Annotated in this window: 18 protein-coding genes; 11 read left to right on the top strand and 7 right to left on the bottom strand. The window is 68.2% G+C overall.

Annotated features, from left to right (window positions below; all coding sequences use genetic code 11):
- Positions 1 to 9: 9 nt before the first annotated feature.
- A complete protein-coding gene (locus NU688_RS05205) occupies positions 10 to 1,515 on the bottom strand; it encodes a sigma-54-dependent Fis family transcriptional regulator (protein ID WP_257859463.1) in 1,506 nt (501 codons plus the stop codon).
- A 138-nt stretch (positions 1,516 to 1,653) separates the two neighbouring features.
- Here NU688_RS05205 and NU688_RS05200 point away from each other — a divergent pair, with 138 nt between their 5' ends.
- The 5 genes from NU688_RS05200 to NU688_RS05180 are packed head-to-tail and all read left to right on the top strand — an operon-like array spanning position 1,654 to position 9,556.
- A complete protein-coding gene (locus NU688_RS05200) occupies positions 1,654 to 2,421 on the top strand; it encodes a CerR family C-terminal domain-containing protein (RefSeq protein WP_374684617.1) in 768 nt (255 codons plus the stop codon).
- Positions 2,418 to 3,884: an efflux transporter outer membrane subunit gene (locus NU688_RS05195; protein ID WP_257859461.1), complete on the top strand. Its 1,467-nt coding sequence runs from the start codon at positions 2,418 to 2,420 to the stop codon at positions 3,882 to 3,884. Before NU688_RS05200 ends, NU688_RS05195 begins: the two co-directional genes overlap by 4 nt.
- Positions 3,881 to 5,098, top strand: a complete 1,218-nt coding sequence (locus tag NU688_RS05190) for an efflux RND transporter periplasmic adaptor subunit (protein ID WP_257859460.1) — start codon at positions 3,881 to 3,883, stop codon at positions 5,096 to 5,098. Before NU688_RS05195 ends, NU688_RS05190 begins: the two co-directional genes overlap by 4 nt.
- Positions 5,099 to 5,117: 19 nt before the next feature.
- The gene (locus NU688_RS05185; protein WP_257859459.1) at positions 5,118 to 8,261 is read left to right on the top strand and encodes an efflux RND transporter permease subunit; all 3,144 of its coding nucleotides are present in this window, start codon (positions 5,118 to 5,120) and stop codon (positions 8,259 to 8,261) included.
- A 44-nt stretch (positions 8,262 to 8,305) separates the two neighbouring features.
- Entirely contained in the window at positions 8,306 to 9,556 is a 1,251-nt protein-coding gene (locus NU688_RS05180) for an acyltransferase (RefSeq protein ID WP_257859458.1), read from the top strand.
- 117 nt (positions 9,557 to 9,673) lie between these two features.
- On the opposite strand, the gene NU688_RS05175 is transcribed toward NU688_RS05180, so the two are convergent.
- The 3 genes from NU688_RS05175 to NU688_RS05165 all read right to left on the bottom strand — a co-directional run bounded on the left by NU688_RS05175 (position 9,674) and on the right by NU688_RS05165 (position 12,808).
- Positions 9,674 to 11,197 (bottom strand): tripartite tricarboxylate transporter permease, encoded by a 1,524-nt coding sequence (locus NU688_RS05175; RefSeq protein ID WP_257859457.1) that lies wholly within the window; start codon positions 11,195 to 11,197, stop codon positions 9,674 to 9,676.
- A gap of 1 nt (position 11,198) precedes the next feature.
- A complete protein-coding gene (locus tag NU688_RS05170; RefSeq protein WP_257859456.1) occupies positions 11,199 to 11,750 on the bottom strand; it encodes a tripartite tricarboxylate transporter TctB family protein in 552 nt (183 codons plus the stop codon).
- 98 nt (positions 11,751 to 11,848) lie between these two features.
- Positions 11,849 to 12,808: a tripartite tricarboxylate transporter substrate binding protein gene (locus tag NU688_RS05165; RefSeq protein WP_257859455.1), complete on the bottom strand. Its 960-nt coding sequence runs from the start codon at positions 12,806 to 12,808 to the stop codon at positions 11,849 to 11,851.
- Positions 12,809 to 12,958: 150 nt separating this feature from the next.
- On the opposite strand from NU688_RS05165, the gene NU688_RS05160 reads away from it, so the two are divergent.
- From NU688_RS05160 to NU688_RS05140, 5 genes are all read left to right on the top strand, one after another.
- Positions 12,959 to 13,639, top strand: a complete 681-nt coding sequence (locus tag NU688_RS05160; RefSeq protein ID WP_257859454.1) for a response regulator transcription factor — start codon at positions 12,959 to 12,961, stop codon at positions 13,637 to 13,639.
- Between the two features lie 7 nt (positions 13,640 to 13,646).
- Complete coding sequence (locus NU688_RS05155; RefSeq protein ID WP_257859453.1) at positions 13,647 to 15,065, top strand: sensor histidine kinase; 1,419 nt, start codon at positions 13,647 to 13,649, stop codon at positions 15,063 to 15,065.
- 20 nt (positions 15,066 to 15,085) lie between these two features.
- Complete coding sequence (locus NU688_RS05150; RefSeq protein WP_257859452.1) at positions 15,086 to 15,514, top strand: RNA-binding S4 domain-containing protein; 429 nt, start codon at positions 15,086 to 15,088, stop codon at positions 15,512 to 15,514.
- A 59-nt stretch (positions 15,515 to 15,573) separates the two neighbouring features.
- Complete coding sequence (locus tag NU688_RS05145; protein ID WP_257859451.1) at positions 15,574 to 16,380, top strand: PPK2 family polyphosphate kinase; 807 nt, start codon at positions 15,574 to 15,576, stop codon at positions 16,378 to 16,380.
- Between the two features lie 150 nt (positions 16,381 to 16,530).
- Positions 16,531 to 16,722 carry a hypothetical protein gene (locus tag NU688_RS05140; protein WP_257859450.1) on the top strand — a complete coding sequence of 64 codons (192 nt, stop codon included), beginning with the start codon at positions 16,531 to 16,533 and terminating at the stop codon, positions 16,720 to 16,722.
- A 54-nt stretch (positions 16,723 to 16,776) separates the two neighbouring features.
- Here NU688_RS05140 and NU688_RS05135 read toward each other — a convergent pair whose 3' ends face one another.
- Positions 16,777 to 17,448 carry a hypothetical protein gene (locus NU688_RS05135; RefSeq protein WP_257859449.1) on the bottom strand — a complete coding sequence of 224 codons (672 nt, stop codon included), beginning with the start codon at positions 17,446 to 17,448 and terminating at the stop codon, positions 16,777 to 16,779.
- A 160-nt stretch (positions 17,449 to 17,608) separates the two neighbouring features.
- On the opposite strand from NU688_RS05135, the gene NU688_RS05130 reads away from it, so the two are divergent.
- On the top strand, positions 17,609 to 17,953 hold the full coding sequence (locus NU688_RS05130) for a c-type cytochrome (RefSeq protein WP_257859448.1): 345 nt from the start codon (positions 17,609 to 17,611) through the stop codon (positions 17,951 to 17,953).
- Between the two features lie 18 nt (positions 17,954 to 17,971).
- Here the strand turns inward: NU688_RS05130 and NU688_RS05125 are convergent, their stop codons facing one another.
- Together NU688_RS05125 and NU688_RS05120 are read right to left on the bottom strand one after the other, a co-directional pair.
- Positions 17,972 to 19,960 carry an ATP-binding protein gene (locus NU688_RS05125; protein ID WP_257859447.1) on the bottom strand — a complete coding sequence of 663 codons (1,989 nt, stop codon included), beginning with the start codon at positions 19,958 to 19,960 and terminating at the stop codon, positions 17,972 to 17,974.
- A 71-nt stretch (positions 19,961 to 20,031) separates the two neighbouring features.
- On the bottom strand, positions 20,032 to 20,490 hold the full coding sequence (locus NU688_RS05120; RefSeq protein ID WP_042580097.1) for a (2Fe-2S)-binding protein: 459 nt from the start codon (positions 20,488 to 20,490) through the stop codon (positions 20,032 to 20,034).
- Positions 20,491 to 20,494 lie beyond the last annotated feature (4 nt).

Genomic DNA, 20,494 nt, shown 5'->3' with positions numbered 1-20,494 from the left:
GGTCGGAGCTCAGCGCTCCTGATTCGTCATGCGTTCGTACAGCGTCGCACGCGAAATGCCGAGCAGCCGCGAGGTCGCAAGCTTGTTCCCACCCGTGCTCGCCATGGCCGCAGCGATGGCCTTGCGCTCCAGTTCCGCGACCTGCTGTGCCAGCGGCCGCAGCAGCGCGGCTTCTTCATCGCCATTCGCATGCGACAGGTCGGGCAGCTCGATCTGCTCCAGCCCGGCTTCGCGCAGGATGCGTTCGAGCTGCACGGCGTCGATGCGTTGCGAGTCGCTGCGCATCGTCACCTGCTCCAGCACGTTGCGCAGCTCGCGGATGTTGCCGCGCCAGTGCTGGCCCGCGAGCAGCGCGAGCGCATCGGGCGTGAGTTCGGGCGGTGCCTCGCCGCTGCGCAGCGCCATGTCTTCGCCCAGCGCCTCGACCAGCGCAGGGATGTCGCTGCGGCGTTCCCGCAACGGCGGCACGCGCAATGGCAGCACGTTGAGGCGGTAATAAAGGTCTTCGCGAAACAGGCCGCGGCGCACCAGTTCGGGCAGGTCGCGCGAGGTGGCGGCGATCACGCGCGCATCGAAGGGCACGAGCTTGTTGGAGCCCAGCGGCTCGATCTCGCCCTCCTGCAACGCACGCAGCAGCTTGGCCTGCAGGCCGAGCGGCATGTCGCCGATCTCGTCGAGGAAGAGGCTGCCGCCGTCGGCCAGCTTGAACTTGCCTTCGCGCCCTCGCCTGTCGGCACCGGTGAAGGCCCCCGGGGCGAAGCCGAAGAACTCGGCCTCGAGCAGCGTGTCGGGCACAGCCGCGATGTTGACGCTGACGAACATGCCCTTGGCACGCGCCGACGACGCATGGATCGCATGCGCCAGCAGTTCCTTGCCGGTGCCCGTCTCGCCCAGCAGCAGCACGGGGCTGGTCGACTGCGCCGCGCGGCGCGCATGGCGCTTCACCTCCACCGCCGCGGGGCTGCTGCCGATGAAGCTTGCGAAGGTGTATTTGGAACGCCGCTGGCCGTCGGGCGCGTGCTGGTAGAGCGGGTTGTTGCGCTGGCTCGCGAGTTCGCGCCGCGCGTCGTCGAGGTCGCGCTGCAGCAGCGCGAACTTGCTGATGAGCGGCTGCAGCGTGGTCTCGGGCTGGTCGAACAGCACGATGCCGATGGCGCCGATCACGTCGCCCGCGCCGCCCTCCCGTTCCTCGCGCAGCGGAATGCGGCTGACCACGAAGGTGCCCGCCTTGTTGGTCAGGAGGTCCACCAATATCGGCTCGCCGGTCTCGAGCACGCGGCGCATCTGCGTGTTGGGGATCACGTCCTCGACCATGTGGCCCTGGAACTGGTCGATGGACGAGAAGCCCAGCGCCGGCAGGAAGCGTCGGTAGCCCTCGTTCACCCACACGATGCGCCCGCTGCTGTCGACCAGGAACATGCCCTGGCTGATGCTGGAGAACAGATGGAACATCGAGCGCGCGGCGAGCGCGAGGATGCCCTCGGCATCAAGGGGCAAGGCGGGGGGAGCAGGCATGGGCGGATCGTAACTGTGCATCGAAAGACAACAAATCCGGCGTCGATGCAGCGCCGGAAATGCCCGGAATGCCGTCGAGGAAAAAAAGGCTTCAGGATCCCTTAAGTAAATCAATCGTTTGATTTCGCCCGTGGTTTAATGCCGGGCATGAACGCGAGGGATCCCATCACTTCCACGCCGCCCCGCGCGCCCCGTGCCCCGCGCGCAGACGGCGCCGAGGCGCGCCATCGCCTTCTGCACACCGCGCTGCGGCTCTTTGCGCAGAAGGGCTTCGCCAAGACCTCCACGCGCGAGATCGCCCGCGAGGCCGGGGTCAACATCTCGGCCATCAGCTACTACTTCAGTGACAAGAACGGCCTGTACGGCGCCTGCTTCACCGAGCCGATGGGCGGCGACTCCGACGACCTGGTGGCGATCTTCGACACCCCCGACCTCACGCTCGAGACGGCGCTGCGCATCTGCTTCGCCTCGGTGATCGAGCCGCTCAAGCAGGGCGAGATCGTGCGGCAGTGCATCCAGCTGCACATGCGCGAGATGCTGGAGCCGACCAGCCAGTGGGCCAAGGAAATAGAGCGCGACATCAAGGGCCCGCACCGCGCCATCGCCGACCTGCTGTGCCGCCATCTGAAGCTGGAGCGCGCCGATGACGACATCCACCGCCTGACCTTCGCGATCACGGGGCTCTCGATGCAGCTCTACGTGAACCAGGATTTCATCGAGGCCGTGCGCCCCTCGCTGCTGCGCACGCCGCGCAGCATCGACACCTGGGCCGATCGCCTCACCGTCTACGCTCTGGCGCTGGTGCAGGCGGAAGCCACGCGCCGGCAGGCCGCGGCCGCCGACCAGAAAGCCGCCGCAACCGCGCCCGCGCCCTCACCTGCACGCGCAGCGAGAAAGAAGCCATGAGACGACTCCGACCGATTGCCTCCCTCTGCCTGCCCCTGGGCTTGAGCCTCGCCCTCGTGGGCTGCGGCCTGACGCGCCCGCCGGCCACGGTCGAGGCACCGTTCCCTCCGCAATGGAATGCGCCCCTGCCGCACGGCGGCTCGCTCGCATCGCTGGCCGACTGGTGGCGCCAGCTCGACGATCCGCTGCTGGTCGAGCTGATCGCCGCGGCCGAAAACGCCAGCCCCAACCTCGCGAGCGCCGCGGCGCGCGTGGCCGAGGCGCGCTCCACGCGCGTGCAGGCCGGCGCGGCGCTGCTGCCCAGCCTGGACGGCACGGCGTCGGCGAGCCGCGCGTCCCCCGGCTCCTCGGTGAGCGGCAGCAGCACGAGCACCGCGCCGCTCACCACGCTGCAGGCCGGGCTGCAATCGAAGTGGGAAATCGACCTCTTCGGGCGCCTGCGCGCCGACCGCGACTCGGCCCAGCAGAAGCTGGACAGCGCCACCGCCAAGTGGCACGACGCACGCGTGGCCGTCGCGGCCGAAACCGCCAACGCCTATTTCGCCGAGCGCGCCTGCCGGCAACAGTTGCGCGTGTCCGAGTCCGACGCCAAGTCGCGCAGCGAAACCTCGCGGCTCACCGACCTGTCGGCGCGCGCCGGCTTCACCGCGCCGGCCGATGCCGCGCTGGCTCGCGCCAGCGCCTCGGACGCCTCGGGCCGCCTCACGCAACAGCGCGCCCAGTGCGCGGTGCAGCGCAAGGCGCTGGTGGCGCTCAGCGGCATCGACGAACCCACGCTCGCGCAGAAGCTCGCCGTCTCGTACACGCAGCGCGCGCTGCTGGTGATGGGCAGCATCGAGAGCGTGCCGGCCCAGGCGCTGTCGCAGCGGCCCGACGTGTATGCGGCCGAACTCGCCGTGGCATCGGCCAGCGCCGACGTGGGCTCGGCCGAGGCCGAGCGCTATCCCAAGCTCAGCATCTCGGGCTCGATCGGCCGCATGCAGGTGCGCTCCAGCGGTTTCCGCGAAGCGTTCGACACCTGGTCCGTCGGACCGATCTCGCTCACCGTGCCGCTGCTCGACGGCGGCGCCCGTAAGGCCAACACCGACGCGGCCAAGGCGCGCTACACCGAGGCCGTGTCGCTCTACCGTGCGAACGTGCGGCAGGCGGTGCGCGAAGTGGAAGAAGCGCTCGTCAACCTCGACGCCACCAATGCGCGCACCACCGACGCCGACAGTGCGGTGAAGAACTACCAGGCCTCCTTCGACGCCACGCAGGCCCGCTACAGCAGCGGCCTCGCCAGCCTGTTCGAGCTGGAGGATTCGCGCCGCACCCTCTTCACCGCGCAGACCGCGCGCGTCACGCTGCAGCGCGAACGCGCCGAAGCCTGGGTTTCGCTGTACCGCTCGATGGGCGGCGGCTGGAACCGGACCGCCCCGTCAATGACCTCTTCCTCGACCTCTACGGTTGCGACGTCACCATGAAAACAATGAAGCGTTCCACCCTCGTCATCGCGCTGCTGGCGCTCGTCATCGTCGTCGTCGCAGCCGTGTGGCTCGTGCGCAAGCCCTCGGGCACGCCTGCCGAACAGGCCGCGGCAGCCAAAGCCAAGGACTCCAAGGACGGCGCACCGGCGCCCAAGCCCGCGCTCACCGTCACCGTCGCCAAGCCCGAAGCCACCGAGCTGACCGTGACGCTCGCGGCCAACGGCAACGTGGCGGCCTGGCAGGAAGCCGTGGTCGGCTCCGAGTCCAACGGCCTGCGGCTCGCCGAGGTGCGCGTGAACGTGGGCGACGTGGTCAAGAAGGGCCAGGTGCTCGCGGTCTTCTCGCCCGAGACGGTGCAGGCCGACATCGCCCAGTCGCGCGCCTCGCTGGCCGAAGCCCGGGCCACCGCGGCCGATGCCGCCGGCAACGCCGCGCGCGCCCGCACGCTGCAGGCCACCGGCGCGTTGAGCCAGCAGCAGATCAACCAGTACCAGACCACCGAGCAGACCGCCAAGGCGCGCGTCGAAGCCGCCGAGGCCGTGCTCGCCGCGCAGCAGGTGCGCGGGCGCAACACGCAGGTGCTGGCGCCGGACGACGGCGTGATTTCCGCGCGCACCGCCACGGTGGGCAGCGTGGTCTCGGCCGGCACCGAGCTGTTCCGCCTGATCCGCCAGGGCCGCCTCGAATGGCGCGCCGAAGTCACCTCGGCCGAGCTCGCCCGCATCGCGGTGGGCACGCCCGCCTTCGTGGTCAGCGCCAGCGGTGCGCAGGTGCGCGGCAAGGTGCGCAGCATCGCGCCGACGGTCGATCCGCAGACGCGCGCGGCGCTGGTCTACGTCGACCTGCCCACGGTGCTGCAGAACACCGGCGTGAAGGCCGGCATGTTCGCGCGCGGCGACTTCGACCTCGGCCGCAGTTCCGCGCCCACGGTGCCGCAGGCTTCCATCGTTCCGCGCGACGGCTTCAACAACGTGTTCGTGCTGCAGCCCGACAACCGCGTCTCGCAGATCAAGGTGCAGATCGGCCGCCGGCTGAACGACCGCATCGAGATCACGAGTGCGCTGCCCGAGGGCGCGCAGGTCGTCGTGCAGGGCGCTGGTTTCCTGAACGACGGCGACCTGGTGCGCGTGGTGGCGGCAGCACCACCGACCGCAGCAGCGGCAGCAGCCCAGCCGGCGAAATCCGCAGCCTCTGCCGCGGTCGCCAAGTAAGACAAACAAGGACACGCTCATGAACGTTTCCGCCTGGTCCATACGCAACCCGATTCCGGCGGTGATGCTGTTCGTGCTGCTCACCTTCGGTGGGCTGCTGTCGTTCAACGCGATGAAGGTGCAGAACTTTCCGGACATCGACCTGCCGACCGTCACGGTCTCGGCGTTGCTGCCCGGTGCCGCCCCTTCGCAGCTGGAAACCGACGTCGCGCGCAAGCTCGAGAACTCCATCGCCACCGTGCAGGGCCTCAAGCACATCACCACCAAGGTGCAGGACGGCGCCGCCACGCTGATCGTCGAGTTCCGCCTCGAAAAGCCCGTGCAGGAAGCCGTGGACGACGTGCGCTCCGCGGTGCAGCGCGTGCGCGCCGACCTGCCGGCCGACGTGCGCGACCCGGTGGTCACCAAGCTCGACCTGGCGGGCCAGCCGGTGCTGGCCTTCACCATCGCCTCGTCGCAGATGGATGCCGAGGCGCTCAGCTGGTACGTGGACAACGACGTCACCAAGAAGCTGCTCGCGCTGCCCGGCGTGGGCGCGGTGAACCGCGTGGGCGGCGTCACGCGCCAGGTGCACATCGACCTGGACCCGAGCAAGCTGCAGGCGCTGGGCGCCTCGGCCGCCGACATCTCGCGCCAGCTGCGCCAGGTGCAGGTCGAAAGCGCGGGTGGCCGCTTCGACCTGGGCGGCAGCGAACAGCCGGTGCGCACGCTCGCCACCGTGCAGTCGGCCGACCAGTTGAACGACATCCAGATCGTGCTGTCCGACGGCCGCCGCGTGCGGCTCGATCAGGTGGCGCGCATCAGCGACACCATCGCCGAGCCGCGCTCGGGCGCCTTGCTCAACGGCAAGCCGGTGGTGGGCTTCGAGGTGGCCCGCAGCCGCGGCGCCAGCGAAGTGGAAGTGGGCCACGCGATACAGAAGGCGCTGGGCGAGATGCGCGCGCAACGCCCCGACATCGAGCTGACCGAAGCCTTCAACTTCGTCGACCCGGTGGAAGAGGAATACAACGGCTCGCTGCACCTGCTGTACGAAGGCGCCATCCTGGCGGTGATCGTGGTGTGGCTGTTCCTGCGCGACTGGCGCGCCACTTTCGTCTCGGCGGTGGCGTTGCCGATGTCGGTGATTCCGGCCTTCATCGGCATGCACCTGCTGGGCTTCTCGGTCAACGTCATCTCGCTGCTCGCGCTCTCGCTGGTGGTCGGGATATTGGTGGACGATGCGATCGTGGAGGTCGAGAACATCGTGCGGCACTTGCGCATGGGCAAGACGCCGTTCCAGGCGGCGATGGAAGCGGCCGACGAAATCGGCCTGGCCGTGATCGCCACCACCTTCACGCTGATCGCGGTGTTTCTCCCCACGGCCTTCATGAGCGGCGTGGCCGGCAAGTTCTTCAAGCAGTTCGGCTGGACGGCCTCGCTCGCGGTGTTCGCCTCGCTGGTGGTCGCGCGGGTGCTCACGCCAATGATGGCGGCCTACATCCTCAAGCCCATCGTCGGCGAAGAAAAAGAGCCGGGCTGGCTGCGCTGGTACATGCGCGCCGTGGAGTGGAGCACGCACAACCGCTTCAAGACGATGGTGATGGCCACCCTCTTCTTCTTCGGCTCGCTGGCGATGATTCCGCTGCTCAAGACCGGCTTCATTCCGCCGGACGACAACTCGCAGACGCAGGTGTACCTGTCGCTCGCGCCGGGCTCCACGCTCGCACAGACCACCGCGGCCGCCGAGGAAACACGCAACCGCGTGATGAAGATCGCGCACGTCAAGAGCGTCTACACCACGGTGGCCGGCGGCAGCGCGGGCGGCGACCCGTTCGCGAGTTTCGGCACGCCCGAGACGCGCAAGGCCACGCTCACCATCAAGCTCGACGAGCGCGGCGACAGGCCGCGCAAGCAAGTGATCGAGAACCAGATCCGCACTGCCCTGGAGACCCTGCCCGGCGTGCGCAGCACCGTGGGCCTGGGTGGTTCGGGCGAGAAGTACATCCTGGCGCTCACGGGCGAAGACCCGATGGCGCTGGCGGCCGCCGCCAGCGCGGTCGAGAAGGACCTGCGCACCATCGCGGGCCTGGGCAACATCACCTCCACCGCGAGCCTGATCCGCCCCGAGATCGCCGTGCGGCCCGACTTCGCGCGCGCCGCCGACCTGGGCGTGACCAGCGCTGCCATTGCCGAGACGCTGCGCGTGGCCACGCTGGGCGACTACGACCAGTCGCTCGCCAAGCTCAACCTCGCGCAGCGGCAGGTGCCGATCGTGGTGAAGCTGGAAGACTCGGCGCGCAAGGACCTCGACCTGCTCGGCCGCCTTTCGGTGCCCGGCGCACGCGGCCCGGTCATGCTGAGCCAGGTGGCCTCGATCACCATGGAAGGCGGCCCGGCCGTGATCGACCGCTACGACCGCTCGCGCAACGTCAACTTCGAGATCGAACTCTCCAGCGTGGGCCTGGGCGATGCGAAGACCGCGGTGATGAACCTCCCCTCGATCCAGAAGCTGCCGCCCGGCGTGCGCGTGACCGAGGTGGGCGACGCCGAGGTGATGACCGAGCTCTTCGCGAGCTTCGGCCTCGCGATGCTGACCGGCGTGCTGTGCATCTACATCGTGCTGGTGCTGCTGTTCAAGGACTTCCTGCACCCGGTGACCATCTTGTGCGCGCTGCCGCTCGCGCTGGGTGGCGCCTTCGTGGGCCTCCTGATCGGGCAGAAGGCGCTCTCGATGCCGTCGCTGATCGGGCTCATCATGCTGATGGGCATCGCGACGAAGAACTCGATTCTTTTGGTGGAGTACGCCATCGTGGCGCGCCGCGACCACGGCATGAGCCGCTGGGACGCGCTGCGCGACGCCTGCCACAAGCGCGCGCGGCCCATCATCATGACCACGCTCGCCATGGGCGCCGGCATGCTGCCGATCGCCGTGGGCTTCGGCACCGCCGACTCGAGCTTCCGCTCGCCGATGGCGATGGCGGTGATCGGCGGGTTGATCACCTCGACGGTGCTGAGCCTGCTGGTGGTGCCGGCGGTGTTCACCTACGTGGACGACATCGAGCACTGGATCCGGCGCACCGTGCGCAGGCTGCGCGGGCAGCCGGCCGATCCGCACATCGACGACGACCTGCGCGAGACCACGGCGGACAGCAGCGGCGGCACGCCCGCCCGCACGGGCGCCTGAATCCCCTGCCTTTCCACGGCATCGAACACGACACGAGGTAAGCGATGAGCGTCTTCTCCGTCTGGCCATATGTCGTGCTCATGGGGGTGGTGCTCGTCGCGCTGGCCCTGCCGGTCTTCCGCGCCGCCGACGAGCCGCCGTCGCGCGACCAGCGCACCACGACGCTCGACGGGCTGCGTGGCTTCCTCGCGCTCAGCGTCTTCGTGCATCACCTGATGGTGACCCACGGCTACCTCGAAAGCGGCGTGTGGACGTTTCCACCCGCGGGCTTCCCCACGCTGCTCGGACAGATCGGCGTGGGGGTCTTCTTCATGATCACCGGCTTCCTGTTCTGGGGCAAATTGCTGGACACCAAGGGCCGGCCTGACTGGCGCGGCCTCTACATCGGCCGGCTCTGGCGCATCGGCCCGATGTACCTGGTGGCGATCGGGCTGATGCTCTTCATCGTCGCCTGGAAGACCGGGTTCACGCTCAGGGAGCCGGTCTGGTCGGTGCTGGGCGGCGCGCTGCAATGGCTGGCGCTCGGCATCGTGCCGACTCAGCCCGACATCAATGGCTATGTCGGGACGGCGTTCATCCTCGCCAGCGTGACCTGGACGGTCTTCGTGGAATGGCTGTTCTACGGATCGCTCCGGTTGATGGCGCCGCTCGCGCGCGGCAATCGGACGCCGCGCTTCGTCGCCGGGGCCTTGCTGCTGTGCCTGTTGGCGCTGACGTTCGCGGCGCTTCAGTCGGCCGGTGTTTCACCGACGCACCCCACGCTGGCGCTGGTGATCGGCGCCCTGCTCTGGGTGCTGGCGTCGTTCCTCATGGGAATGCTGTCGGCCTGGCTGGTGCGGCACGAAGGCGCGAGCCGGCTCGCTTCGCGCCTGCCGGCATGGGCTGCTTCGCTGCTCGCCCTGGCCTGCCTGGGCGCCGTGTTCCTCGGGTTCCCGCACATGGCCGGCCCCATCCAGGTCGTGCTGCTCTGGATCTTCTTTCACCTGGTCTGCGCGGGCAGCACGCTCTACGGCCTGCTGGCCCTGCGCGCGGCGCGCCGGATGAGCACGGTGAGCTACAGCATCTACCTGCTGCAGGGCATTGCGCTGACCGCGGTCTTCGCGGTGCCGCCGGTGCGGGATTTCGCGATGGCCGGTGCAATGCAGTACTGGCTGGTCGGCACCGTCTGCGCGCTGCTGCTCGTGGCCGCCTCGGTGCTCAGCTACCGGCTGGTGGAGAAGCCGGGCATCGCGCAAGGCAAGCGTGCGCGATCCGGCTTGCGGGGTCTCCCAGCGGCGCAGGCCGCCAACTCCTGAACGAGACAGCTCGGCCGTACGTCCTCGCGCTCGTGACGGCGACCTGAAAGAGCCAAAAAGAAAATGCCGCGGGGCCAGGGCGCCGCGGCATTTCAAAGAGGAAGCGAGGAAGGAGCGTCAGGCGTCCAGTTGCGCCAGCCGCTTCAGCTTGCGTTCGCTCATGCGCTTGGCCAGGCGCGGCAGCACCAGCACGGCCACCACGACGACCACCAGCGCAATCGACATCGGACGCTGGAAGAACACCGCCGCACTGCCCTCGCCGATCGACATGGCATTGCGCAGTTGCGCTTCGGCCAGCGGGCCGAGGATCATGCCGACCACCACGGGGGCGGTCGGGAAATCGAAGCGGCGCATCACCACGCCCAGGAGGCCGATGGCGTAGAGCAGGAACAGGTCGAACGCGCTCTGGCGCATGCCGTACGCACCCACCGTCGCGAAGATCAGGATGCCGGCGTAGAGCTGCGGCTTCGGAATCTTCAGGAGCTTGACCCACAGGCCCACCATCGGCAGGTTCAGCACCAGCAGCATGACGTTGCCGATGTAGAGCGACGCGATCAGCGCCCACACCAGCGCGGCCGATGTCGTGAAGAGCTGCGGGCCCGGCTGGATGCCGTAGTTCTGGAACGCGCCGAGCAGGATGGCGGTGGTGTTCGAGGTCGGAATGCCCAGCGTGAGCAGCGGGATCAGCGCGGCCGTCACCGTGGCGTTGTTGGCAGCCTCGGGGCCGGCCACGCCTTCGATGGCGCCGGTGGTGCCGAACTCGGCCTTGGCGTCCTTGTCCTTGGCGAGCTTCTTTTCCATCGCATAGCTCAGGAAGGTCGGGATCTCGGTGCCGCCGGCCGGGATGCAGCCGAACGGCGTGCCGATGGCGGTGCCGCGCAGCCACGCGGGGATCGAGCGCTTCCAGTCGCGCTTGGTCATGTGCACGCGGCTCAGCTTGTTCTGGCCCTCGGTGACCTTGCCTTCGTAGAGCACCGCGTACAGCACCTCGGCCACCGCGAACAGGCCGACCGCGACCAGCACGATCTCGATGCCGTCGAGCAGCTCGGGCACGCCGCCGGTGTAGCGGCCCTGGCCGGAAATCTGGTCCAGGCCCACGCAGCCGGCCGCCAGGCCGACGAACAGCGCCGTCATGCCGCGCAGCGTGCTCTTGCCGAGCACCGCGCTCACCGTGGTGAAGGCCAGCAGCATCAAGAGGAAATACTCGGGCGGCCCGAGCTTGACCGCGAACTCGGCCACGAACGGCGCGAACAGCGTGACGATGACGGTGGCGATGGTGCCGGCCACGAAGGAGCCGATGGCCGCGGTGGCGAGCGCAGCGCCCGCCCGGCCGCTCTTGGCCATCTTGTTGCCCTCCATCGCGGTCACCATGCTGGCGGTTTCGCCGGGCGTGTTGAGCAGGATCGAGGTGGTCGAGCCGCCGTACATGGCGCCGTAGTAGATGCCCGAGAAGAAGATCATCGAGGCCGTGATGTCGACCTTGCCGGTGATCGGCAGCAGCATGGCCACGGCCACGGCCGGGCCGATGCCGGGCAGCACGCCGACGGCCGTGCCCAGGGCGCAGCCGACCAGGCACCAGAGAAGATTGATGGGGGTGATCGCGGTGGCGAAACCCGCCATCAGTGCGTTGAAGATTTCCATGTCAGAGCCACCCGGTCGTTGTGAGGCCCGGCAGGCTGATGGCCAGGAACTGCGTGAACATCCAGAACACCGGGGCGGCGATGAGCGCGCCGGTGATGAAGTCGATGACGAAGGTGCGCGGCGAATTCACGCCGGCCTGCCCGCTCGCGCGGCGCAGGCCTTGCACGGCCAGCACGTAGCACAGCGTGCAACTGAGGATGAAGCCCAGCGTGGTGATCAGCGCCGCGTTGAGCAAGAGGCCGGCCGAGACCCAGACGAAGCCGGGCCAATAGGCGCGGTCGGCGCCCGTGGGCGCGTCGAGCTCGCGAAAGCCGCCGGTGCGCGCCTCCCAGAGGATCCAGGCGCCGCAGAGCACGAGCACCACGGACACCATCCAGGGCAGGAAGTTGGGACCGACGCCGCCGTAGCCGGCCTCGGAAGAGATGTCGATGGCACCGAAGGCCAGTGCGAGGCCGGTGAGCAGGACGCCCGCACCGACGAGGGTTTGCGGCCAAACCGCCGCTGCTTGCGCCGCCGCGTCGGGCGGCGAGACCGAGGAATCTGGAGTTGTCATTTTTGCTCCCGGAATGTGGTGCTGGATTTGAAAACGGCACGCTGTCGTCTCTTGCGAGGACAGCGTGCCATTCGGCAGGCGGGTAGTGCCGGTGCGCGTCAGACCATGCCGGACTTGGTCATGATCGCCCGGAGGCTCGCGAAGTCGTCGTCCACGAACTTGGCGAAGGCTTCGCCCGAGATCACCGCCGGCGTCCAGTCGTTCTTCTTGAGCGACTCGGCCCACGACGGGCTCTTCATGGCGGCCAGCACCATGTCGGTGAGCGCCTTGCGCTGCTCGGCCGAGATGCCGGGGGCGCCGTACACGCCGCGCCAGTTGCCGATTTCCACGTCGATGCCCTGCTCCTTGAGCGTGGGCACGTTGATGCCCGGCAGGCGCTGGGCGGAGGTGACGGCAATCGCCTTCATCTTGCCGGCGGCGATGTACTCGGCGAATTCGCTGTAGCCGCTGCCGCCGATGGTGACGTTGCCGCCCAGGATGGCGGCGGTGGCTTCACCGCCTCCGCGGAAGGCCACGTAGTTGATCTTGGAGGGATCGGCGCCGACCTTCTGCGCGATCATGGCCGCGGCGATGTGCTCGGTGGAGCCGCGCGAACCGCCACCCCACTTGACGCTGCCCGGGTCCTTCTTGAGTTGCTCGACCACGTCCTTCATGGTCTTGAACGGCGAGTTGGTCGGCAGCACGAACACGTTGTATTCGGTGGTCAGGCGTGCGATGGGCGTGGCCTGTTCCAGCTTGACCGGCGGCTTGCCGGTGATGATGCCGCCCAGCATGACCGAGCCCATGACCATCAGCGCGTTGGCATCGCCCTTGGAGCCGTTCACGAACTGGGCCAGGCCCAGCGCACCGGCGGCGCCGCCCTTGTTGTCGTAGGTGACGGTGTCGGCCACCTTGGCATCGCTCAGGGCCTTGCCCAATGCGCGGCCGGTGGTGTCCCAGCCGCCGCCCGGGTTGGCGGGGATCATCATCTTGACGTTGGCTGCGGCACGCGCCGAGAGCGGCAGCGCTCCGGCGGCGGCCAGAGCGGCCAGGGACTTCAAAAAGGTATCGCGACGCATTGTGGTTGTCTCCAGGGGCTGAAAGGAAAGTGGCAGGAACCTGACTCGGACCTGAGCCGCTATCATGCGCCGCCCCGCTGTCAGTTGGCTGTCCGCCGGACTGGGGAAAACACCAAAGTATCCATTCCGCTAACCCCGTATGCCTCCCGTATGAAGCTGCTGCTGGTCGAAGACGATCCCTCGATGCAAATCACCCTGCAGCGCACGCTCGGCCGCCGCCGCATCGATGTGCGCGTCTGTGGCGATGGGGCCGAGGCGGTGGCGCAGTGGCGCGCCATCGAGCCCGACGTGGTGGCGCTCGACCTGAGCCTGCCCAACCTCGATGGCCTGCAGGTGCTGGCGCAGGCCCGCGCCGAAGGGCTGCGCACGCCGGTGCTGCTGCTGACCGCTCGCGGCACGGTGGGCGACCGCATCGTGGGCCTCAACGCCGGCGCCGACGACTACCTGCCCAAGCCCTTCGACCTGGACGAGCTGGAGGCCCGCATCCGCGCGCTGCGGCGCCGCAGCCAAAGCGCCGGGCCCGACACGGGCTTGAACCCACAGGAGATCGGCGGCCTGCGCTTCGAGCCCGACAACGGCGCCATCTACCACCGCGCCGACCTGCTGGAGCTCACGCCGCGCGAGCTCGCGCTGATGAAGGCGCTGATGATGAAGCCGGGCCATGCGGTCACCAAGGAGCGCCTGTTCGAGCTGGTGTTCCCGGGCGAGACGAACGTGCAGTACGAAGCCATCGAGGTGGTGGTGTATCGCCTTCGCAAGAAGCTCGTGGGCACGGGCGCGGTGCTCATGACGATGCGCGGCCTCGGTTATCTCCTGCGGCCCGAGACATGAAGGCCGCATGAAGAAGGTTTCTTCGCTGCGCGCGCGGCTGCTGTTCGGCATCCTCGCGCCGGTGGCCGTGTTCATCGTGATCAACAGCGTGAGCCTGTACCGCCAGAGCCTCGCGGCCGCCACCACCGCCTACGACCGCACGCTGCTCGCCTCGGCCAAGACCATCGGCGAGCAGCTCGACGTGGAGGGCTACGACGAGAAGGCGCAGCTGCGCGCGATCGTGCCCTACTCCGCGCTCGAAGCCTTCGAGGCCGACAACCGCAGCCGGCTCTTCTACCGCGTGTCCGCGCTCGACGGCGAGTTGATCTCGGGCTTCGTCGAACTGCCCTTCTGGCGCGGCCGCATTCCGGACCGCAGCGCGTATGCGGCGCTGGTCGATTTCTACGATGCGCAGTTCCGGGGGCAGCCCGTTCGCGTCGCAGTGCTGCTGCAGCCCGTGGCCAGCGCGCGCGGTCGCGGCATGGCCGTGGTGCAGGTGGCCGAGACGCTCGAGCTGCGCGAGACGCTGGTGCGCAAGCTGCTGCTCGACACGCTCTGGCGCCAGTTGCTGCTGATGGGCGTCATCGCAGGCGTCACGGTGTTCGTGGTGCACCGCGCCACGCGCTCGGTGCGCGAACTGGGCGAGGCCATCGAGAAGCGGCCGGCCGACGACCTCTCGCCCATCGATGCGCCGGATGCGCCCCGCGAGCTGCTGCCGCTGATCGACGCCACCACCGAGGTGATGGGCCGGCTGCAGCGGCTGCTCGATCACCAGAAGCGCTTCGTGCGCGACAGCGCCCACCAGCTGCGCACGCCGCTCGCCGTGCTCAAGGCGCAGGTGCAGTCGGCGCGCCGCGGCGACGTGGCGCCCGAGCAGGCCTTCGGCGAGATCAGCCAGACGGTCGAGCGCGCCACGATGCTGGCCAACCAGATGCTCTCGCTCGCCAAGGTGGAGCAACTGCGGCAGCAACCCGAATCGGTGACGCTGGACCTCGGCGAAGTGGTGCGCGGCATTGCGCTCGACCTGTCGCCACTGGTGGCCGACAAGGCGCTCGATTTCGAACTGGCCGCGGGCGAACCGGTGGCGGTTCGCGCGCACCAGTGGATGCTGCAGGAACTCACGCGCAACCTGCTGCACAACGCGATCAAGCAAAGCCCGCAGGGCGCGGCGCTGTCGGTGAGCGTGCGCGCCGTGGATGGGTACGCGGTGCTCACGGTGCGCGACGAGGGGCCGGGCATTTCGCCTGAGCTGCGGCAACGTCTGTTCGCGCCCTTCTCCGCCGGCAGTACCTCCAGCGGATCGGGGCTTGGCCTGGCGATCTGCCGCGAGATCGTGCTGGCGCTCGACGGGGGCATCCAACTCGACAACCGCACCGCGCAGGACAACGCCGCACAGGTGGTCGGGCTGGACGCCGTCGTGCATCTGCCGCTCTGGCGGCACAATTGATTTCCTGACCTATGGAACCCATGGAACGTCTGCGCATCGACAAATGGCTCTGGGCCGCCCGCTTCTTCAAGACGCGTTCGCTGGCCGCGGAGGAAATCGGCAAGAACCGGGTGCAGGTGAACGGCGACGTCGCCAAGGCCTCGCGCGAGGTGAAGGCCGGCGACACGGTGACGATGCGCCAGGGCGTGCAGACGCGGACCGTGACGGTGCGCGGCATCAGCGGCCAGCGCGGCCCGGCGCCCGTCGCCCAGTTGCTCTACGAGGAAACGGCCGAGAGCATCGCCGCGCAGGCCGCCATCAGGGAACAGCGCCGCATGGGCAGCGAGCCGGCCCTGGCCATCGAACAGGGCCGCCCGACCAAGCGCAACCGGCGCGATCTCGACGGTGCGGTGCGCCACGCCGAATGGGACAACCGCTGGAGCGCGTCGATCGACCCTGAAGATACCTAGTACGCCGCCCGGAGATTCGCTTACGCTGCCGGCTTTCCTTCTTCAAGGGGTTCCGCTTCATGGCCAGCTTCAAGAAATACCGCGTCGGCAGCAAGTTCAAGCTTTCGCAGATCGATCCCGGCGACACCGCCTTCTGCGAGGGCGATGAAGCCGCACAGCGCGAAGAGGTCGACGCCATGGCCGTCGAGCTCGACGAACTGCAGAACCTGCTGCACGCCGAAGGCCGTCGCAAGGTGTTGCTGGTGCTGCAGGGCATGGACACCAGCGGCAAGGACGGCACGGTGCGCTGGGTGTTCTCGCGCACCTCCCCGCTGGGCGTGCGCGTGGCCGCCTTCAAGGCGCCGACCGAAGAAGAACGGGCGCGCGACTACCTCTGGCGCTGCCACGCCGTCGTGCCGCGCAACGGCGAGATCGCGGTGTGGAACCGCAGCCACTACGAAGACGTGCTGGTGCCGGTGGTCGAGGGCTGGATCGACAAAGCCGAGGCCAAGCGCCGCTATGCGCAGATCAACGACTTCGAGCGGCTCCTGACCGAGACCGGCACGGTCATCGTGAAGTGCATGCTGCACATCGACAAGGACGAGCAGCGCGAGCGCCTGCAGGCCCGCATCGACACGCCCGGCAAGCAGTGGAAGTTCAGCATGGGCGACCTGGAGGTGCGCACGAAGTGGAGCGCCTACCAGCGCGCGTATGACAACGCGCTCTCGGCCACCTCGACCGAGCATGCGCCCTGGTATGTGATTCCCGCCAACAGCAAGCGGCACCGCAACCTGATGATTGCGCAACTGCTGATGAAGACGCTGCGGCAGATGAAGTTCAAGGCCCCGCCGCCGGACCCGGCGCTCAAGGGAATGATCGTCAAGTAAGACGGGGCGCCGTTGGTTGCAGGCGGCGTCGTGCCGCTGCAACGTCCTGTTTGTAAAGTGCTTGGCCGCCTACGAGGCCACACACCGCCGCAAACTAAGGTTCATGCCGTACCTGCTCCAGGTGCATCCATCAACCCGAAGGACTCCAACATGAAAAAGATACTCTTCGTTCTCGCCGCCTGTGTCATCTCCAGCGCGGCCCTGGCACAGCCCATGTCGCCAAATCGCGGACCGGGCTACGACCGCTCGCATGCTGGACAGAACCACCGCAAGCACAAGGTCTGGGTGCCGGCGCACCGTGAGCACGGCCGCCGGGTGCCGGGACATTACGTCTGGCGTTGAGGCCCCAAAAAAGAAGCCGGCATGGGAGCCGGCTGTTCTCTGGCTTGAAGAAACTCAGGAGCGGCGGACCGGCGCCTGCGCCAGCACGCGGCACTTGCCGAATTCGCAACGCACCGCCCAGGTGCCGCCGTTTTCGCAAGGCACGTTGTACGACTCGAAGCCCGGGCCCTTGGCCGTGAGTTCGGCGCGCGGCTGCACGTTGCAGCGGCCGGCCTTGGCGAGCGTCTCGACGTTGTAGGTGTCGATACCGGTGCGGCGCGGCTTGGCGGCGACGACCGGATCGAAGGTGTGGCCGTAGAAGGTGTCGCGCACGTCCGGATCGAGGTTGCGATAGCCGCGCTTGGCCATGCAGTGGACGATCGCGATCTCCTGGTGCTCGGCCATGAGTTCCGACGTCGGGCGGCCGTTCCAGTCGATGACGGCGGCGCTGATGCCGGTGTACGAAGCAGCGGCAACGATGCCCTGGCCATGCACCGTGATGAGGCCCAAGCCCAGCGCCAGCCACATGGCATCGCCGGTCTCGCTGCGCGCGGTGATGCGGGTGGCTGCGGTGCGGCAGGCCTGCACGTCGTTGTCGTAGCGCACCTTGTCGACGCCTTCCATGGCGACCAGGGGCACGTAGGTGAGTCCGGACCCCGTGCCGGGTTCGGTCGGCACCAGCGGCGCCCTGGCGGTGCAGCCCATCAGGGCCACAGCGGCGAACGCAATGCTCAGCAACAGCTTCATGGGATTCCCTCGTCCTCTTTCGCGGTAGTTCCGCGGATTTAACCATACATATAGTTACTCTTGAATCGACTTGTCGCGAATGCACGACGACCGACGGAGCGGCATGCGACCATGCGTTCCCGCTCTCGGCGGGCCGCAAATCAAAGTACCTACAACCTGCATGAAGCTCCTCCCGATCGCCGTCCTGCTGTTGCTTTTCAACAGCGCATCCATCGCCATCGCGCAGACCGTGCCGGTGGACCTGCTCAGGAAGAACGGCTGCATGGCCTGCCACGGGCTCGTCCACAAGCAGGTCGGCCCGGGTTTCGCGCAGATCGCGGAGCGCTATCGCAACGATCCGGGGGCACCACCGCGTCTTGCGGAGAAGATCCGCGACGGCAGTGTCGGCACATGGGGCCGCGTCATCATGCCGCGGCAAAGCCTGGTGTCGGAGGCCGACTCGCGGGTGCTGGCGACCTGGGTGCTTTCGCAGCCTCCGCTGGCAAAGAAAGAAGGCCCGAAGTAGCGCCGAGGCCCCGGCTCATCAAGCAGCAGCCCGCACTGCCTTTTCTGCATCGACCTTGCGCTGAAGCGGCAGCCACAGCGTGAAGCGTGTTCCGCCGCTGCCGGACTCCCAGCTCGCCGCACCGCCGATCGCCAGTGCGCGCTGCTGCTGGTTGCGCAGCCCCCGGCCGCTTCGCTGCAGGGCCTCTTCCACAGCGAAACCCGTGCCGTTGTCCTCGATCACCACAGAGACGCCCTCGCCCGCTGTCGCGGTGCTGAAGCGGATGGTGGTGGCCCGCGTGTGGCGCAGCACGTTGGCGATGCACTCCTGCATGATCCGCAGGATGTGCAGCGCGCTGCCCGGGTCCAGCCAGGGCAGCGCGGGCACGGGCTGCACCTCCCATCGCAGCGCCACCCCGGCGCTCTCGATGCGCGGCGCCAGGCGAAAGCGCAAGGTGGCGAGCAGCAGCAGCAGATCGGCGTCCACGCTCTCCATCGAGTCGATCGCCAGCTTCAGGTCGTCCATGCAGCCCTTGAGCACGTCGGAGATCTCGGCATCCGTCATGGCGCCCCGCTCCACCGAACGGATGGCGCTGATCAGCGAGGAGCCGAGGCCGTCGTGCATGTCCTGCATCAGGCGCCGGCGCTCGGCGTCGAGCATCTGCTGGTTCTCGATCACGCGCAGCCGCTGGTAGCTTTGCTCCAGTTCGGCTTCGCGCACCTGCAGGCGCTGCGCCAGGCCCTTGTTCAGCCGGGCCACCTCGGCGAACGCGCCGGTGTACCGCTGGAACATGATGTACGAGAAGACGAAGAACAAACTGATGATCGCGTAGGGCGAGGTGTAGACGCTCTCCGGGCTCACCAGGTTGTTCTGCAGCAGCCCGTCGGAGGAAGTGAACGCGACGGCAAAGACCGTCCAGCCCGCCACCAGCCGCCCCTCGGGCAGTTTGGCGCGCAAGGCCTTGCGCAGGTTCACCGCGAAGATCAGCACCGCGACGGGCAGCACCATCAGGTTGAGCAGCGGCGTGATCAGGTAGAGGCTCGCGATGGACGGCGACAGATGCGGCAGCGTGGCGATGCTGCAGGCCGTTACCAGCGCCACCGACAGGCGGGTCAGCCAGGGCGAGGGCTGCTGGTGCAGGCGCTCCAGGAAGAGGTGGATCGCGATGATCAGCCAGAGCAGCGAGGCCACCGTCATCCATTCGAACAGCTCGTCCGAGATCGGAAAGTAGTTGCCGCCCGCGTAGTAGTGAAGCGTCCGCAGGAAGGCCAGCGCCGAGATGACGAAGAACAGCAGGTAGAGCGATTCGCGCCGCTTGCCCAGCCACACCGCGAAGGCGAAGGCCCCCACCGCCAGGAACCCGGCACTGCCCATGGCCGGCACCTGCACCTGCAGCAATTGGCGAATCTGGTAGCGCCAGTTCAGCGACGCCTGGTCGCCCACCCACACGGTCGAGAACCCGCTCCCGCTGCTGCGCAGACGGTCGACGCGGATCAGCACCGAGGCCGGAGAAAACGCGTCTTCGGTCGCATTCAGCGGCAGCAGCAGCGGGTGGTTGTAGCCGTTGTGGATCGGACTGCCATGCGATTGATAGAGCAGGACGCCATCGCCATACACCGCGATATGGCCCAGCGTCTTCCAGCGCGGAAGGTAAAGAAGGCGCGGCTCTTTCGACGGCAGCTGTCCGGTCAGGTCGATGCGATACCAGTCGGTGAGGGTCCGCACGCCACCCAGCGGCGTGGGGACCAGTTCACGCGCGGCCGTGTGCGGGAGATCGACCTCCTGCCATCCGTCGATCGGAAGCCGGGCGTCCTCGATGCGCTGCGGAGGCGCGGAATAGCCCGTGCCGGGGACGGACAGCAGTTCGGCACGGGTGATGTGGACGGCGCCATCGGACTGCGGCGCGGCATCGGCAGCGTGTACCGCGTGCGCAAGGAACACCGCAGCCAGCGACAGGGCCAGGCACACCTTTGCGATCCAGCGGCCCAGCCCGGTGCGGCGGTCGGAATCGGCGGGAGATGTGTGCATTAGTTAACAATTATGTCTCCCGACCCATCCATCCGCATGACGGGTACGCCCTTTGGCGGGCGTCCTGCCCGCTACCCCATCATGGCCGCGGCCGCCTTGATCGCCTCCCGGATGCGCCCGTAGGTGCCACATCGGCACACGTTCTCGATGGCATCGATGTCCGCATCGGTCGGGTTGCGGGTGCGCCGCAGCAGGTCGACCGCCGCCATGATCTGCCCCGGCTGGCAGAAGCCGCATTGCGGCACGTCCAGGTTCATCCAGGCCTGTTGCACCGGATGCAGCACGTTGCCGTTGGCCAGTCCCTCGATGGTCGTCACCTGCCGGCCGCGCACGTCGGCCACCCGCGTCGAGCAGGCGGTGACCGCCTTGCCGTCCACATGGCAGGTGCAGGCCTTGCACACGTTGATGCCGCAGCCGTACTTCGGGCCGGTGATGCCGAGCTTGTCGCGCAGCACCCAGAGCAGCGCCATGTCGTCGGGCGCCTCGACGTCGACGTTGCCGCCGTTCACCTTGAAAGATTGCACGGGCATGGTG

It is taken from the genome of Variovorax sp. ZS18.2.2, from assembly GCF_024701975.1.
GTDB lineage: Bacteria > Pseudomonadota > Gammaproteobacteria > Burkholderiales > Burkholderiaceae_C > Variovorax.
The sequence above is the reverse complement of the archived record's forward strand: the minus strand, read 5'-3'. Positions and strand labels throughout refer to the sequence as shown.

What these genes read in the sequence shown, in the direction of transcription:
- NU688_RS05205 (WP_257859463.1), bottom strand. Translation starts at nt 1,515, where the DNA reads ATGCCTGCTCCCCCCGCCTTGCCCCTTGATGCCGAGGGCATCCTCGCG.
- NU688_RS05200 (WP_374684617.1), top strand. Translation starts at nt 1,654, where the DNA reads ATGCCGGGCATGAACGCGAGGGATCCCATCACTTCCACGCCGCCCCGC.
- NU688_RS05195 (WP_257859461.1), top strand. Translation starts at nt 2,418, where the DNA reads ATGAGACGACTCCGACCGATTGCCTCCCTCTGCCTGCCCCTGGGCTTG.
- NU688_RS05190 (WP_257859460.1), top strand. Translation starts at nt 3,881, where the DNA reads ATGAAAACAATGAAGCGTTCCACCCTCGTCATCGCGCTGCTGGCGCTC.
- NU688_RS05185 (WP_257859459.1), top strand. Translation starts at nt 5,118, where the DNA reads ATGAACGTTTCCGCCTGGTCCATACGCAACCCGATTCCGGCGGTGATG.
- NU688_RS05180 (WP_257859458.1), top strand. Translation starts at nt 8,306, where the DNA reads ATGAGCGTCTTCTCCGTCTGGCCATATGTCGTGCTCATGGGGGTGGTG.
- NU688_RS05175 (WP_257859457.1), bottom strand. Translation starts at nt 11,197, where the DNA reads ATGGAAATCTTCAACGCACTGATGGCGGGTTTCGCCACCGCGATCACC.
- NU688_RS05170 (WP_257859456.1), bottom strand. Translation starts at nt 11,750, where the DNA reads ATGACAACTCCAGATTCCTCGGTCTCGCCGCCCGACGCGGCGGCGCAA.
- NU688_RS05165 (WP_257859455.1), bottom strand. Translation starts at nt 12,808, where the DNA reads ATGCGTCGCGATACCTTTTTGAAGTCCCTGGCCGCTCTGGCCGCCGCC.
- NU688_RS05160 (WP_257859454.1), top strand. Translation starts at nt 12,959, where the DNA reads ATGAAGCTGCTGCTGGTCGAAGACGATCCCTCGATGCAAATCACCCTG.
- NU688_RS05155 (WP_257859453.1), top strand. Translation starts at nt 13,647, where the DNA reads ATGAAGAAGGTTTCTTCGCTGCGCGCGCGGCTGCTGTTCGGCATCCTC.
- NU688_RS05150 (WP_257859452.1), top strand. Translation starts at nt 15,086, where the DNA reads ATGGAACGTCTGCGCATCGACAAATGGCTCTGGGCCGCCCGCTTCTTC.
- NU688_RS05145 (WP_257859451.1), top strand. Translation starts at nt 15,574, where the DNA reads ATGGCCAGCTTCAAGAAATACCGCGTCGGCAGCAAGTTCAAGCTTTCG.
- NU688_RS05140 (WP_257859450.1), top strand. Translation starts at nt 16,531, where the DNA reads ATGAAAAAGATACTCTTCGTTCTCGCCGCCTGTGTCATCTCCAGCGCG.
- NU688_RS05135 (WP_257859449.1), bottom strand. Translation starts at nt 17,448, where the DNA reads ATGAAGCTGTTGCTGAGCATTGCGTTCGCCGCTGTGGCCCTGATGGGC.
- NU688_RS05130 (WP_257859448.1), top strand. Translation starts at nt 17,609, where the DNA reads ATGAAGCTCCTCCCGATCGCCGTCCTGCTGTTGCTTTTCAACAGCGCA.
- NU688_RS05125 (WP_257859447.1), bottom strand. Translation starts at nt 19,960, where the DNA reads ATGCACACATCTCCCGCCGATTCCGACCGCCGCACCGGGCTGGGCCGC.
- NU688_RS05120 (WP_042580097.1), bottom strand. Translation starts at nt 20,490, where the DNA reads ATGCCCGTGCAATCTTTCAAGGTGAACGGCGGCAACGTCGACGTCGAG.